Here is a 14680-nt window from a genome sequence, read left to right as displayed (position 1 = left end):
TGGAATCCGATCACCCTCTACGCGCGGCGGCCTTGATGCAGGTCAACGCATCCAGTGCGTCGAACGTTGAATTGCTCAGCGACCGCAGACCGGAATCAGCGACATCATCACGGCCGCGCCGAATGAGCACGCCTCGGAGCGCACCTTCGCGAAGCGGTCCGGAGCCTGACAACGAAGGGTCTCGATCATGGCCATGAACTCACATCCCGCTCACGAGCATCACATGCTTGCGGCGACGCACCATGCCGCGGCGGCTCATCATCACCACGAAGCCGCTCATCACCATGCTCACGGCAACGCGGAAGAGGCGAAGCGCCACTCCACCAGCGCGCACGAGCATGCCGAACACGCGCATCGCCATACGGCCAACGCGCACAAGCATTCCAGCAAATGATTAGAGAGGCAGGACGCGACTTTCGAACGGCGCCCTGCCCAAGGCCGCGCGGACAGATCGTCGGTCGCCCCCGATGCGATCAGCGGCCCGGCTCTATACTGCCCTGAACCGGGCCGCTTACGAACTTTTTCGCAACAAGGGATCGTAGGATCTACTCGGTATGAGCCTCAACCTGCTGCGGGGTGTGATCGTCGCCCGTTGGCTTTGGGCGGTACGATCCTATTGGTGAGACGTTGCGACAAGAAGCTGGCGGTCGGATATCTTGCCCTTAGCCGCGGCGCGATGGCACGAAATGCTGGCTGCGACGGCAGCAACAACGCATGCACGCAGATGCTGGGTGGTGAACATAGGATCTCCTTGAGCGTCACCTCAGCACTCGGTGTCGAACAGCCGCCGCAGAATGGCCGAGCATGAGCAACGTCGTCTCCTTTCCAAACGACCGAAGCCGCAGCGGTTATGGCAGACAAGCGATCGTCGTGACCGTTACCGATCACGACAGGTCGATGCTCACGACCATTGCGATCTTCGCGCCGTCCAAACCGGTGTGCTTACTCGTACCGATCGAGCCCGTGCGGCGGATGCGCGCCATCGCCGCGCTACGCTACGCGCTTACCAGGCTCGAAACGCCCAAAACCGACCCTGAACTCGATCCTGAGCTCGGATCCGACGGGACACTGCTCTGACGCAGCGGCGACTGGACGAAATAACTCTGACCTGACGACAGCGCGTGTCAACCATCCACTTTGAACCGAAGATGCTTTGTCATCCGCTAGTTCTTCATGAGCTTCGGCTGCGGCCGTCAAATGCTCGTGCGTACGACCCCGCGATTCGACGAAGTGTGGTTCACACGGGTTCGGCTGCCTCGCGGCCCCGGCCCCCGTTCGGCCCAAACCTCATTTGGTACGGCGGAACGGCCACCAAGAACGGGGCTGATTGATCGCTTGGCACTGGCTAGCCGAGGTTTTGGCCGGCGGCCGCCGCAGGTTCTAAGCGCGGGATGCGACCACGCGAGGGCCGCCGCTGCCGTCCGTGACGCGGCGCACCGGGAAGTAGGCGGCCTTTCTCGACGCGTTCGGCTATGTCCGGGCGGTCGCGCTTGCGGCGAGCAGCGAAGTCGCCGGCTGAAGTGCCGCCGCAGTTCCGGGCTCTAACCGTAATATTATTACAGCTAGTGGCGCGCCGGCCCAACGTAGCCGTTGATTCAGATCAAAACGCAACTGAGCGCGGGGTGCATCTTGCCTTTCCTAAGCAGGGAGCAGGCTCATGCTGCTTACGAGGTGCCCAGCATGCCGACAACGGCTCCGATCCTCTGCGAGGATATGTGAGAAGTGCGGCGTCCTGACGGGCGTCACGCGCCGCAGTAGCCACGATCCGCCCATTCACGACTGGGTCGGCGTCGGCGTTATAATCCTCATCGCGGGCATATACTTGATCGCACTTCACGCCGTGGTCTATGAGGCGGCGCGCCCGCGACAGCTGCTGCCAGCGCTTACCGCCGAGTGATTACCCTTCTGATCGACGCTCCGGTCAGAAAGAAAACCCGGTCGATCGGGGGAGATCGCCGGGCGGAGTTCCAAGGTTCACATGCTGAGACGGTTCCCAGCGCGGTTGAGCTAGCCTCGATCGCGCGCGATGGCAATCGACTGTCTGCTTACAGCGTGACACTTCCGACAGGATCGTCTCGTGCGGGGGAAAGGTCGTTTCACGGCGGCGCCACATGAAATAGCTACGCTACAACGGTGAGGATTGCGAGTGCGATTGGCGCCGCCAGAACGATGCTCGTATTCCAGCGTGGTCATGTTCGCACGGCAACGATGAGCGAACATTCATCGATTTCAGTGACATCCCTCAATATTCTTAACGCAGTGACATCATAGATGGCAGCGCAACGCCCTGAGGTTGCGCAGAGGAGCTACCTCTTAGCCGAATGCTGACCGAAGTTGCAGATCATTATGCCGGTGAGATGGCAGGTCGATTGCGTGCAACTGAATGTATAGACTTGCTTTTGCGCCTTTCCTATTCCATCCCGCAAAAATCGAGGGGTACACAGGAACGAACGCCGTGAGCGAAGAAGCACAGCAAGCTGGTCTCAACCTCACCGGTCTGGCCGCCGACATCGTCTCAGCCTATGTCTCGAACAACCCTGTGCCGCCTACCGAGCTGCCGGCTCTGATTGCACAGGTGCATTCGGCAGTCGCCAACCTGGGTACAGCCACCGCAGTAGGAGCTGCAGCTTCAGACGCTGAGGTCGCGAAGCCGACGCCCGCCCAGATCCGCAAGTCGATCCGGGATGATGGGATCGTGAGCTTCATCGACGGCAAGGTCTACAAGACGCTCAAGCGCCACCTCACCGCTCATGGGTTTGATCCCCGCGCTTATCGCGAGCGTTACGGCCTCCCGGCCGATTATCCGATGGTCGCGCCGAGCTACGCCGCACAGCGTTCAGTTCTCGCGAGGGCTAGCGGGCTCGGGTCGCATGGTGGACTTGTCAATCAGCGCAAGGCACGGAAGAGCGCCTGATCGGCAGTCAAGCGTGGCGCGCGAGATTGTTCGCGCCTTATTGGCCCTGGAAGGGCAGCACTTGCGCAATCATGCTGGCGACTTCAGGGCATACCGGTCGGCCGAAGGTATCAGCACAGCTTAGCCGAATGATGCGAGCGCCAGAAGTCTCAATCGGAGCACTCTCGATCGGATTTTTAGTTCGACGCTTGGCAGCTCCGATCCAGCGCACCACCCAGTGTTCTCGCCCGCGGCGTAAGGCCGGCGGTTGCTCGCATTTGGACCCGCGCCGGGTCGAGTGGCAGCCATCGCGCTTGATTAGAGACATGGGCGAAGCTCTCCCATGGAGTCTCGGATGCTATCCGTAGCTTCACTGTAAGCTGTGCTGTCTTCTTCGATAGGCCTTGATCTATATCAACCCCTGCGCGGGCTGTGAGCCGGGGCTGGCCGAGGTCGTAGCTAGGTGCGGCGATCGTCGATGAAGGCGATCATGGCCGGAACCGGCAGTCGAGCTCCGCCTGGGTAAAATACGCGCCTGCCTTCCTCAGGATCTCATTGGCTTGCTGCAGTTCGCGCTTCTCTCGCTCGAGCGCCTTAATCCGCTCGCGCTCGTCCGTCGTCGGCCTGCCCCGTACGCCCCGGTCACGTTCGTCCTGTCTCACCCAGTTGAGCAGTGTCTAACCCGAGCAGCCAATCTTGGCGGCGGTCGAGCGGATCGCGCCGTACGGCGAGGCGTGCTCGCCCTGGTGCCCCAGTACCATCCGCACCGCATGCTCGCGGACGTCGGAGGAAAATGGTGGAGTATGCTTCATAATGGCTCCGGTCTCTCAAGAGTGGGAGCTTCCGAAAATCCCGGCGCGGTTCACGATGATGCAATCGGCGGTCGGCCTACCGTGAGCGCTGTGCCGCTCTGGTGCGCGGACGCACCCGCGGAGGGTAACCGGGAGCGAGGCCTGTGCGAGTTCCGAGCAATCGCGAATGCAAGGAGGTCTCCCATGACCAAGCCTACCGCCGCTATCGCCGCTACGCTCCTCCTCACCCTCGGCCTGCAGGGCAACGCCGTGGCCCGTGGGCGCCTCGCCATATCCGCGCCATCGGAGCCGGCCGTGCAGACCGGGGTGATACCGCCTCCCGCCGCCGGCCCGCTGTTCCGGCAGATCATCCGTTCGGGTGTCACGAAGCCGGCCGGTGCCGCCCTCGATGCACGCCTTGGCACCAAGCCCTCCCTCGACGCCGAGAGCCGCAGGCTCAATCACCTGATCCGCACGGCCGTCTGCACCGGCTGCTGAACCACCTACAGCCTCGCTGGAGGTCAACGATGATCCGCGCGCTCCCCGTTCCCGCCTATGCAGGTCCCTCGCTCATCCCCATCGGGCCCGCGGTTCCTCCCTTTGAGTGGGTGCTCCCTGCGGCGGCGTTCGTGCTGCTCTGCGTGTGGAACCGATCAAGCGCAGCCTCGATGACGCGGCAACTCAGCCCGGACGTGCTCCCGATCTGATCATATGGGCCGGGCTTGCGCGCCGACAGGCTCACCGAGGCGTTCGTGAGCGACCTGTTAATTCGGTCAGATGCGGGGCTGTCGAAGGGGCAACAGGCTCCGATGTTCGCGCCAGCGTTCACGCATCGTCTGAGTGTTCGCCCTTCGACCTGAAGGCACGCGGGCTCTCGCCCGTCACCCGTGCGAACACGCGGCTGAACGCGGCGGCGCTATCGTAGCCAGCCTCGGCGGCGACGCGCTTGACCGGCCGCCCCTTGGCGAGGCTGCCTCGCGCGATCATCATGCGCCAGCGCGTGAGGTACTCGATCGGTGTCTGACCGACGACCTCCTTGAACGCCGCGGCGAAGCGCGTGCGCGACATGCCGACGACCTCGGCGAGGTCGTCCAGCGTCCACGCCTTGCGCGGCCGATCATGAATCGCGGTCAAGGCGCGCGAGAGGCGGGGGTCGGCCAGCCCCGCGAGCACGCCGCCCTGGATCAGGCCCCGGGTCATCACGTCGCGCACGACGACGATCAGCAGGTAGGCGAACAAGCTGTCGAGCGCGGCTTGGCGACCATCTCCCTCGCCGAACGCCTCAGCAATCAGGAGCGCGCAGGTCGGCACCAGCACCGGGTGGCGGCTCAGCGGCATGACGATCAATTCGGGGAGGCCATGCGCGATGGGATTGCCGAACCTGCCGCCGAGGTCGACAGTGGCGCAGGCCAGATCCGCCCCGCGTTCGGCATCAGCCACGAACCGGTGCGGGCGCCCACGGGGTAGGAAGAGGAGCGTCGGCTCGTCGATGACGAGATCGTCCTGCCCCGCCAGCACAAGCCGCAGCGCACCGGCCTGCATCAAATGAAGGTGGCCTGCATCGCCAAAATCCTCGGTCTGGCAGAGGTTGCCCGTGAAGAAGGTCCGCGCCGTGGGGGCGGCGTGAGCGAACAGCGCCGCGAAATGGTCCATCTCGACCTCGCCAATGGGACGATCGGCAATGATCCTGACACCTTCGATGCTGCGTAGTCGCTCATAGAGCTGTGGTGCAACCCGCACGGACGTAGTGAAGGACATCTTCCAATGCCCCGCATCACCCCCATCGACCCCGCCCATGCCGATCCCGCCGTCCAGTCGACGCTCTCGGCTGTAAAGGGCAAGATCGGCATGGTGCCGAACCTCTTCACGATATTCGCGCGGTCGCCCGCCGCGCTGAACGGCTACCTGGCCTTCTCCGACGCGTTGACCCACGGTGCCCTGACCGCCAAGCAGCGCGAAATCATCGCGCTGACTGTCGGGCAGGCAAACGGCTGTCATTACTGCCTCTCGGCCCACACCTTGATGGGCAAGGGCGCGGGCCTGACGCCCGAGGACATCCTGGCCGCGCGCCACGGAAAGGCGCAGGACCCGGTCGACAACGCGGTCGCTGCTCTCGCCCGTCGCGTAGTCGAGGCGCGCGGCCAAGTCAGCGATGCCGATCTCGCGAGCGCCCGCTCGGCCGGCCTCGACGACGCCCGCATCGTCGAGGTGATCGCCGGCGTCGCGCTGAACGTGCTCACCAACTTCACCAACAACGTGGCTCAGACCGACATCGACTTCCCGAAAATCGAAGTCGCGCTCTCGGCCTAACGCCCACCGAAGGGGCGCGATGCGCAAGGATCGCGCCCCTTCGGTAAGGCCGCGCCAAGCACGGCGAATTGCGCCAGCAAGCCGGCGCCGATCCCCGACAGCGCGGCCGGTCCGACCATCAGCGCGACACCCAGGCTTCTGCGAGCGGCAGGCCTTCGACGCCGTCCACCTGTGGACATTCCAGGGCCCTCACGCCGCCCGTCACCTATACGAGTCGCACGGCTTCCGGCTTGTAGAGGAGCGGCCCGGACGGCAATGGGAGGCCGAGGTGCTGGAGCAACGTTTCGCGCGGCCGATCACGCGGGCGGATTGATCCTCGGACACAACGGCGCTCGATGGGCGGCGCCGTGTTCGCTTGGTTGCACGGGCTGCGTAGAGGGATGGGCGGAAAGGGGGCGTGCCAGGTCCGTGAAGGGCTGTCGGATTGTCTTACCCTGATCTCCGGGTTTGGGATCGAGGAACAACATGGCCGAGGAGATCAGTATCGGGCCGCTGACGGTGCAGTTCCTATGCTCCAAGTACGCGATGAACGGTCGCCTCGATTTGTTCGAGATGACCGCTCCGCCACACGGCCACATGCCCGTCGCTCACTATCGCCGCGCCTGAGACGGAACCGTCTACAGCCTGACCGTCACCGTCAATGCCGCGAGGCGAGCCGCATGCGCTCCGTCCGAGCTAGACCCTGTTCATGCTACGCAGCACCGCGCACAGTTTTGAAAACCGCAACGGCGCGGTGGCGACCTGCCTGTCGACCCTGATGCCGGGCGTGCTTGGGCAGGGATATTTCCGGGCGCTAGCCGCGCTGGTCGCCGAGGGGCCGCTTACGGGACGTTGTAATGGCCGACTGAATGGCCGGGTTGGGCGCAATCCCGAATGTCTGGTTTCGGGCGTTAGGCCAATACCGGCTGATGGCGCATGTAGTAAGCAATTCCGGCTCCACACAATCGCATGACGTCGTGGCCATCTGTTCGGGCCGAGACCGCGCTCAGGGGGGGCTCGGCGAGCCGTCCCAAGCGAAGACGCCGCCGGTGTCGCTGAGCACAGGTCATCCAGCACGCGCAGGAGATGCGCTGCGCTCTCCTCGGGTGACAGAGGCCGATGGCCGTCGACTCCGGCCGGAAGGGCCGCGACAAGCCGGACGTGACCATGCCTGGATGCATGCCGACTACAATCGCCTTCGGTCGGCTGCTTGCGACCTTGATCGCGAGCGTTCGCAGGATCTGAATCAGCGCCGACTTCGAGGTCCGGTAGGGGTACCAGCCGCCCTGTCGGTTGTCGCCGATCGATCCGACCCGCGCCGACAGGGGCGCGAAAACGCATCGCTCCCGCCGCGCCAGCAAGGGCACGAATGTCTAGTGCACTGACTCAGACGGATGGTTCAGGGGATCGGCCGACGGCTTCGAGGATATCGGTGGCGGGCTTTGTCCAGACGAAGGGTCTGGCGCGCTGGTTGTGCTCGGCGATGTAGCGTTTGATCGCCGCCTGCAGATCGACGACGCCGGTGAAGGAGCCTCGCCGCAGCCGACGACGGGTCAGCGCTGAGAAGAAGCCCTCGACCGCGTTGAGCCACGAGGCCGAAGTCGGGGTGAAGTGGAACGTCCAGCGCGGGTGCCGGGCGAGCCAGGCGCGCACCTTCGGATGTTTGTGGGTAGCGACGTTGTCGAGGATCGCGTGGATCGCCTTGCCGGACGGGACAGCAGATTCGACGGCGTTGAGGAACCGGATGAACTCACCGTTCCGGTGGCGCTGCATGCAGCGGCCGAGCACGGTGCCCGCCAGGACGTCGAGGGCCGCAAAGAGCGTCGTGGTGCCGTGACGGGTATAGTCGTGGGTCTGGGCGGCAGGATGGCCGGGGGCAGGCGGACGGTCGGGGCGCGTCCGCTCCAGCGCCTGGATCTGGCTCTTCTCGTCGATGGACAGCACCACCGCGTGGGCGGGTGGGGCCATGTAGAGGCCGACGACATCTTCGACCTTGGCGGCGAAAGCGGGGTCGCGCGAGCGCTTGAACGTGCGCAGCCGATGCGGCTGGAGGCGGTGAGCCTCCCAGATCCGCTGCACGGCACGCAACGAGATCCCGACCGCGCGGGCCACGGCCCGGCCGGTCCAGTGGGTGACCTCGCCCGGCGGCTCCGAGCAGGTCAGCGCCAGTACCTCGGCCACCGTCTCGGTTGAATGGGGCGGCGTGCCGGGCGGGCGCGTCTTGTCGCGCAGCAGACCTTCGACGCCAGCCTCGGCGTAGCGCCGCTGCCAGCGCCACACGGCCGGGCGGCTGACGCCCGCCCGCCGGGCGACGTCCTGGACACAAAAGCGCTCGGCCGAGAGCAGGACGATGCGGGCACGCTGGGTATGTTTGAGCGGGCGGGAGCGGTCGCTGGCGATCGCAACCAGTCGTGCCGCATCGCTCGCATCGAGAAGCACACAGACCGTCTGAGCCATGGCCCAGACTCGCACGTCTCATCGGACGCGTGAATCCTCTGTCCGCGTCACTGCACTAGCGACGGACACGGCTGGATCAGGTTGACACGATCTGGCTAAGCCATCTCCACGCCGACTATGCCGGCGGTCTCCTGACGCCGAGCCGCCGCGCACGTTTCGCCAACGCCGAACTCGTGCTTCAGGACGGGGCGACATCGTCCACTCGCGGCTGCTGCAGATGCCGCATCCGGACTGGACGGTGATCTGGGACACCGACCCGGCGCAGGCAATCGCGACGCGGCGGAAGATCCTCGACCGTGCGGCGACGGAGGGTTTGAGCGTTACCGGCATTCGCCTCGCCGCTCGCGATAGTATCGAGCGGGCGGACGCCGACCACGCGCTGCGTTAGAATCCCTTGGTCCTCGATTCGACGCGCTCGCTAAAGCCGAACCGGTATCCGCTCCGACGGAGAGCGCCTCGGGAATCCCGGAGGGGATTAGTCCCCATCGGACGATGGCGATTCCAGCCGATAGAACCTCGACAGGGTGCGGGCGTAGCCTCTTTCGGGATCGTAGGTCAGGAGCTCGCTCGTCCAGATCTCGCCGTCCCTGAGCAGCGGATGGCCGAGGACGATTCCGACGAGATGGGGGACGGGGTACGCGATCACCCGCCACTCCCACAGTCTCGGCGCATCGCGCAGTTCATCCTGACCCGGGTGCCGGCCGCGGGCGATGCGATCGAGGTCGTCGGCGATGGCACGGTACTTCCGCGCGATCTCCGCGAGATGGGGAAAGGGGCCGGGCCCTTGGTTCAGGACAGACATGGACATGCTCCGCCGCCCCGGCGCGCGATGTGGCCGGTTCGAGTGTGAGATTCGGGGTTGGCTTGTGGTGGATGACAGTCGGAGGCGTGGTCGGGCGGGGCGGGGGAACGAACGTCCTCGCCGCGACACGCCTCCGATCTTAGACTCGCAGGTCTTTCAAGGCGTCGCGGCTGGATTGGGTGTGACGCTTCAGAGCCTCGAACGCAGTGCGTCGTCTAAGGATCTCGGCCAAGCCTTCGATGACAGCCTCACGGTCGCCGTCGAGGATCGCGCAGAGGCCTTCGATGGCCTCGGCCAGCGGCTGCAGGTCGCCGATCTCGAATGCCTCAGGAGGAAGCGCGAACATCAGGCCGCCCCCATGTCGAGTGCCGGTACCGGCGTTCCGGCCGAGCTCGCAGGCGCCGAGTGATCCAGCATGATCCGGTCGATGTCTTGAGCGGAGAGGTAGCCGACCTCGGCAAGTTCCGAGGCGATCGCCCGCAGCGCCGTCGTTTGCGTTTCCAGGACAGCACGGGCCCGCGCGTAAGCCCTCCGCAGCCGATCGGAAGCGGTCTCGACGAGCCCGCCTACGAGGAAGATATGCCGTTCGGCCGGGTCGACGTAGTAGGGTCCGAGCTTGCCGAGCCCGAACTGCAGGTCGATGCCGTGGGCGAGCGCCGTTGACTGGGCGAGATCCGATCCCGGGCCGAAGCCGCTGCCGATCGAGACGCCACCGAGTTCGATCTCTTCGGCCACGCGTCCGGCGAGCATCGTCGCGAGGGTCGCCTCGAGCTGCGGCAGCGTCGAAGCACCGTCGACTGGGTACTCGAACTGGGCCTGGCCACCACCGTCGTGGAGCGACAGGTCTACGAGCGCTCCGCAGCCGAGCGACCGGCCGACGATCGCGTGACCCGCCTCGTGGATGGCGGAGCGTCGTCGCGCGTCTGGGGACATCGCGAGCCGCCCCTGACGGATCTCTGCCAGGATGTCGTCGAGGCCGATCTGGCGCCCGGCACGGCGCGCCGCCCCCCTGGCTCGACGCACGAACGCCTCAACATCGGCTCCGGTCTTGCCGCGCGCGGCGAGCGCGAGCGGCATCAAAGAATCTCCGGCCAGCGCCTCGGCGCCGAGATGATGCCGGAAGATCTTCAATAAGCTCGTGGTGTTCGGCCGCTCGATCGCGATCTCGCGATCGAGGCGCCCCGCCCGCTTCACGGCTGGATCGATGTTCTGCGGGTGGTTCGTGGCAGCGACGACGACCACGCCCGGGCGCTCTTCGACGCCGGCGAGCAATTCGAGGAACAGGTTCACCACCTGGGTCCAGTACTGGACGTGCTCGCCGCGGATCTGTGCGCGGTCGGAGATGCCGTCGAGCTCGTCGATGAACAGAATGCAAGGCGCCTGGGTCCGGGCTTGGGCGAACACTCTGCGGATCGCCTGCAGGGTACCGGAGAGGTAATCCGATGCGTTCCACTCCGCGACCGAGGTCGCCACCAGCGGAACCCGAGCGGACTTCGCCAGGGCGCGGGCGAAGCTGGTCTTGCCGACGCCCGGCGGGCCCGACAGCAGCAAACCCCGATTGTCGATCTCGGCCCAGGCGAGGCGACCGAGACGATAGGCTTGCAGGTCAGCAGCAACTGCCAGGCCCCAATCCTTGGCTGCACCATACCCGTCAAGTTCCTCGAGTGTCGGACCCGTTTGAAGGTAGTGGGCTTTGGCTGCGATTACCCGGGCGATTGCATCGATACAGGCATCGGGTGAGGCAGCACCCCGGAATGCGATCGGCAAATCGGCGATGTCGAGGGTGCGAACCAGCTCGGGATCAATCTGCCGTGCTGGGCTTTCCCCGGTGACCGCTTCGATGATGAGGTCGAGCGTGCTCTGATCCAAGCCGGGGAGCGCGATGCGATGCTCGGCAGCGCGCAGGAAATCGCGCGGCAGTTGGCGGATCGGATCGGGTGCGCATCCAACGATGGGAACCCGCGCATGGAGCGCCGAGGCCACCATGAGGTTGCCAGTATCGGGTCTGTGCTCCTTTTGCGAGCCGTCGCGGACGAGCAGGCCGGCCTGCGTCGGTTTCAGAGCGACCGCTCTGTTGCCGCTCAGATCCATCACCCGGACGCCGGGTCGGAAGGCGCATTTTTCAAGGACGTCCCGCACCGGTTCGACGAGATCCGGCATGTGCGTGGTGATGACAACGACCGGGGCTTCGCGCCGCAGACGACGAACGAGGCCGTCCTCGGCCTCGATGGCACGAGCGACCAGCACGGCCACCGCGGCGAGGTCTGCCGGGATGGGCACGTGCTCGGCCTTTTTCTCGCCCTCGGTCTGGGCGAGGATGAGTTCGACCGGATCGTCGCTACTGTCGTCACAATCGGGATCCGAGCTGAATTCGCGTTTGAACTTAGTGTTCTTGCGCTCTTCCTGTGCCAGGGTTCGAAGGAACGCACGGGCAAGCGCATCAGACGGCTTAGCGTCTGGATGCTGGTCGTTCAGCTTCGTTAAGGTCGGCAACATGACGAAATCTCCCGCGGCCGGGCAGCGGCGCCGGCCGTCAGCGTGATGGCTGGATTGGTTGCAGCGACGCGGCTGGCTCGATGGGATCGGAGCGCTCGGCGGGCGTCGGCATCAGGAGATCGCCTCAAACCAGGCGACGAACGTTTATAGAACAAAAAATGAACAAAAACAGCGCCGACCGGCACATATCCACAAGGGAGGCATCGCTTAAGGAGCGACAAATATGGTGTCGTTACGTCCCATTCGTACAAACGTCAGGCTCTTCGGGGACCTGAAAGAATGGCGTCGGAGACCAATACGGTGGCAACGCGTGGTGGGTGCGTGCCGAACTCAGAAGCACGTAGTCGCATGCTGCGGGCAGGTGACCTGCCACGAGCGCATCCCTCCGCGTTACGGAATGGCCCGGTCAGTGTGAGCGGTTTGTCGCGCACCTCAAGTAGTGGCGCCGGATTTCACCAAGCGCGCCATAGATTGGACCCGAGATTTCGGGCAGAGCAAGACCAATATTCCCAGCTGAGCAGCGACTTTGGCAATCTGTCTGAAACGGATAATTTTCCCTACACACCAAGAAGAGTTGTGACACGCGCCGAAATAGGCGGGTCAAGCTGTCTGGCATCTGCTGCACTTACGCTTCCATTTGGGCATCGCGCAAAACGTGTTCGCGGCATCGCTGGTAGGACCGATCGCACACCGGGCACCAGCGGCAGTTTGGAGGCCGTCTGGCTTGGAGGGAGTTCGAAATCAACTGCCAGCGCGATATAGTGGAAGGAACACTCATGCCTCGGTGGGCTCGCGGCAACGGCGCCGGTGCCGCACGGCTGATGCATCTGCTGCGGCTTGCCTCCTCGCGCGAGATCGAATGACAGGGGAAGAGTTTAAGGCTCGCCTACGTCTGCTGCGCCGGACCCAGACCGGTTTCGCGGCTGAGTTGGGCGTGGCGCTCCGTACGGTTCACTACTGGGCGCATCGTGGCCCCCCCTCGGAGGTCAGCTACCTTCTGGACATGTTGACCAGCTTGGAACTCCCATTTGGCCCTGACGCAGCTGCCTCTGATGGCTACATCTCTTCAGCATTATTTACGGACAAGGTCGTGAAGGTCATTAATCGACTAAGCAAGGAGTCGGAAAAATTAGGCCGCGGAACTGAATTCGAGCAGGCAATCACAATTTGGATCAAAGAAAACAGCTAAAGGAAGAACGCATTAAAAGGAATCCTATTAGCTGGCTAAATATTATATGAATGCACATCTTCATTAAAAGATTCACAATAAAAATCTGTTCGGTCCAAGTTTTGCTCGAGATACCCGCAATACCACCGAAAAGATATCATATTGCGCCTGCAAATATTGCCTCTATCATGCGGCAAGCCTCGTTGAGACGAATGGAAACGACTTCCCCGAGCGCGGTTTGGATTGCGCGGTTTGATAGAGGGATATTCCAAACGGCTGACGACTGCAGAGTACCGGATTGCGCTTCCAGCGATCTTGTCGCACACCCGATGCTGCATTCGAGGGTCAATGACATGTCATCAGCATATTTGTCAGACCGACCATACATTAAAACGACAAAAAATACCGGTCAGATGCCGGGATTTCGATCCTTCAAAACATCAGCGCCGATCTTATATCCTGCGCGGTGGCACCACGATCTCTTGATACAACTAACTCTTAATCCATACGTGACGGGAATAAGTCCTTGCAGCACCAAATGGCCTAACGGCGGCTTAAATCTCTTCATAGATTGCGGCGGAGAGATTTTTCAATTGACTGCCATGCGCGATGAAGATTTCAACCAGCTTCAATTCTTAGACAGTCATCTATTTGTGAAACGGTCCGTCGTTTTATCCGAACCGTCACTGTCTAACGCTAGAGCCATCTGGTCAACCAGGCGAACACCAATTTCGCCCAGTAACAGGCTGCGCGTTCTCGAGCGGCTGGCTGCACACCCCAGTGGATTGCCCATATCCCAACTAACGAATTGTATCCAGAATTCCTCAGCCGATCCGATCGATACTATCCTGGCGCTTGTATGCCTTGGGCTTTCGATTTTGGACTTGGGATTGATGCTATGCCCTGACACAATAATCCGTCTGAACAGCCTTTCAGATCGCGATGGCAACCGGCGGCCGCAAAATAGCTTCGAGCATATCGGCGGTCTTCTCGCCAAAGTTAAAGCGGACCAGGCGCCCGTGCTGGACGACGGCCGTTAAGGGAAAGCCCAGGCTGAAGTTCGGCGCCCGAGTGATTCGCGTCGCGCCAGAAAACTGCACCCGAAGTGCCGGTTCAAGCGTCCTCTGTACGAGGCGAATCACCCCCGAAACCGAACAATTTTATCGGCCGAAAAATCGGTCCCCTGTACCCGCGCACTCGACACTCACGCGACATCCTAACAGATGTCGAAGGAATGCTCACGGGTGCACTCAGCCCACTGACGAAACCACATCTGAAGGAATGAAACACGAAATTTGATGTTTTGATCCTTCGGTACAAAGGAATAATGTTCGACCAGCTCGAAAATCCGTTCCTTATGGTCGACTCGACATATTTATTTTTGTGAAACCGTTGACTTCGACACACTTATGTGGCAGCCGACCAAGATGACGATGGTCTGCCGAGTGCGCTATAGCTGCAGACGCAAGCAATAAGCTGTTGCGTTTCTCGTTCCTTTGTATGAACGATTAAGCGAATCGGATTGGGGCCAAGGTCGCGGTCTTTACCAAGACGTCGACACTGAGCTTACCAGCCACGAAGCGGAGAGCACTCGATGGCGTGAACTGAGCATATATGGAAAAGGCGCCCGAGATGTCTCGAGCGCCTCCGTTCCACTGGCCGTCCGCAAAGCCTGGCAGCGACGTCGGGCGGCCAGAAAACCGAAACCACCAGATTCTCAAGGAATCTCGCAGCGTTCGTGCCTGCATAATGCCTGCGACCGACATCGGCCGCAAGCGCATTGT

At 62.9% G+C, this 14680-nt stretch carries 13 protein-coding genes and 3 pseudogenes; 8 read left to right on the top strand and 8 right to left on the bottom strand.

The genetic code is table 11. The annotated features are described in order from the left end of the window. Positions 1-199 precede the first annotated feature (199 nt). Positions 200-361 (bottom strand): hypothetical protein, encoded by a 162-nt coding sequence (locus P9K36_RS16855; RefSeq protein WP_158713310.1) that lies wholly within the window; start codon positions 359-361, stop codon positions 200-202. A 443-nt stretch (positions 362-804) separates the two neighbouring features. Between P9K36_RS16855 and P9K36_RS16850 the strand changes: the two genes are divergently transcribed. Both P9K36_RS16850 and P9K36_RS16845 read left to right on the top strand, forming a co-directional pair. After that, positions 805-1077 carry a hypothetical protein gene (locus tag P9K36_RS16850; RefSeq protein ID WP_139239584.1) on the top strand — a complete coding sequence of 91 codons (273 nt, stop codon included), beginning with the start codon at positions 805-807 and terminating at the stop codon, positions 1075-1077. Between the two features lie 1378 nt (positions 1078-2455). Further along, positions 2456-2914 (top strand): MucR family transcriptional regulator, encoded by a 459-nt coding sequence (locus tag P9K36_RS16845; protein ID WP_230366880.1) that lies wholly within the window; start codon positions 2456-2458, stop codon positions 2912-2914. A 450-nt stretch (positions 2915-3364) separates the two neighbouring features. On the opposite strand, the pseudogene P9K36_RS16840 reads toward P9K36_RS16845, so the two are convergent. Continuing rightward, a pseudogene (locus P9K36_RS16840) lies at positions 3365-3705 on the bottom strand (transposase); the annotation flags it as partial. Positions 3706-3888: 183 nt separating this feature from the next. On the opposite strand from P9K36_RS16840, the gene P9K36_RS16835 reads away from it, so the two are divergent. After that, positions 3889-4182 carry a hypothetical protein gene (locus tag P9K36_RS16835; RefSeq protein WP_043387824.1) on the top strand — a complete coding sequence of 98 codons (294 nt, stop codon included), beginning with the start codon at positions 3889-3891 and terminating at the stop codon, positions 4180-4182. A gap of 327 nt (positions 4183-4509) precedes the next feature. On the opposite strand, the gene P9K36_RS16830 is transcribed toward P9K36_RS16835, so the two are convergent. After that, complete coding sequence (locus tag P9K36_RS16830) at positions 4510-5442, bottom strand: AraC family transcriptional regulator (RefSeq protein ID WP_230366881.1); 933 nt, start codon at positions 5440-5442, stop codon at positions 4510-4512. A 6-nt stretch (positions 5443-5448) separates the two neighbouring features. Between P9K36_RS16830 and P9K36_RS16825 the strand changes: the two genes are divergently transcribed. From P9K36_RS16825 to P9K36_RS16815, 3 genes and pseudogenes are all read left to right on the top strand, one after another. Beyond that, the gene (locus tag P9K36_RS16825; RefSeq protein WP_043387826.1) at positions 5449-5994 is read left to right on the top strand and encodes a peroxidase-related enzyme; all 546 of its coding nucleotides are present in this window, start codon (positions 5449-5451) and stop codon (positions 5992-5994) included. Positions 5995-6160: 166 nt separating this feature from the next. Then, positions 6161-6307: pseudogene (locus tag P9K36_RS16820) on the top strand (MarR family transcriptional regulator); the annotation flags it as partial. Positions 6308-6459: 152 nt separating this feature from the next. Further along, complete coding sequence (locus P9K36_RS16815; RefSeq protein WP_158713311.1) at positions 6460-6600, top strand: hypothetical protein; 141 nt, start codon at positions 6460-6462, stop codon at positions 6598-6600. A gap of 759 nt (positions 6601-7359) precedes the next feature. Here the strand turns inward: P9K36_RS16815 and P9K36_RS16810 are convergent. After that, positions 7360-8430, bottom strand: a complete 1071-nt coding sequence (locus P9K36_RS16810; protein ID WP_170867530.1) for an IS630 family transposase — start codon at positions 8428-8430, stop codon at positions 7360-7362. Positions 8431-8462: 32 nt separating this feature from the next. On the opposite strand from P9K36_RS16810, the pseudogene P9K36_RS16805 reads away from it, so the two are divergent. Continuing rightward, positions 8463-8818 (top strand): annotated as a pseudogene (locus P9K36_RS16805) (hypothetical protein); the annotation flags it as partial. Positions 8819-8905: 87 nt separating this feature from the next. Here P9K36_RS16805 and P9K36_RS16800 read toward each other — a convergent pair. From P9K36_RS16800 to P9K36_RS16790, 3 genes are all read right to left on the bottom strand, one after another. Further along, the gene (locus P9K36_RS16800; RefSeq protein WP_043388257.1) at positions 8906-9232 is read right to left on the bottom strand and encodes a DUF6634 family protein; all 327 of its coding nucleotides are present in this window, start codon (positions 9230-9232) and stop codon (positions 8906-8908) included. A gap of 139 nt (positions 9233-9371) precedes the next feature. Further along, the gene (locus P9K36_RS16795; protein WP_043388259.1) at positions 9372-9578 is read right to left on the bottom strand and encodes a hypothetical protein; all 207 of its coding nucleotides are present in this window, start codon (positions 9576-9578) and stop codon (positions 9372-9374) included. After that, a complete protein-coding gene (locus tag P9K36_RS16790) occupies positions 9578-11728 on the bottom strand; it encodes an AAA family ATPase (RefSeq protein WP_051976328.1) in 2151 nt (716 codons plus the stop codon). The genes P9K36_RS16795 and P9K36_RS16790 overlap by 1 nt, the downstream gene beginning before the upstream one ends. 859 nt (positions 11729-12587) lie before the next feature. Between P9K36_RS16790 and P9K36_RS16785 the strand changes: the two genes are divergently transcribed. Further along, entirely contained in the window at positions 12588-12917 is a 330-nt protein-coding gene (locus tag P9K36_RS16785; protein ID WP_139239616.1) for a hypothetical protein, read from the top strand. A 911-nt stretch (positions 12918-13828) separates the two neighbouring features. Here the strand turns inward: P9K36_RS16785 and P9K36_RS16780 are convergent. Continuing rightward, entirely contained in the window at positions 13829-14038 is a 210-nt protein-coding gene (locus P9K36_RS16780; protein WP_043388260.1) for a hypothetical protein, read from the bottom strand. Between the last annotated feature and the right edge of the window lie 642 nt (positions 14039-14680).

Origin of the sequence: Methylobacterium sp. 391_Methyba4, from assembly GCF_029691625.1 — a bacterium.
Classification (GTDB): Bacteria; Pseudomonadota; Alphaproteobacteria; order Rhizobiales; family Beijerinckiaceae; genus Methylobacterium; species Methylobacterium fujisawaense.
The sequence above is the reverse complement of the archived record's forward strand: the minus strand, read 5'-3'. Positions and strand labels throughout refer to the sequence as shown.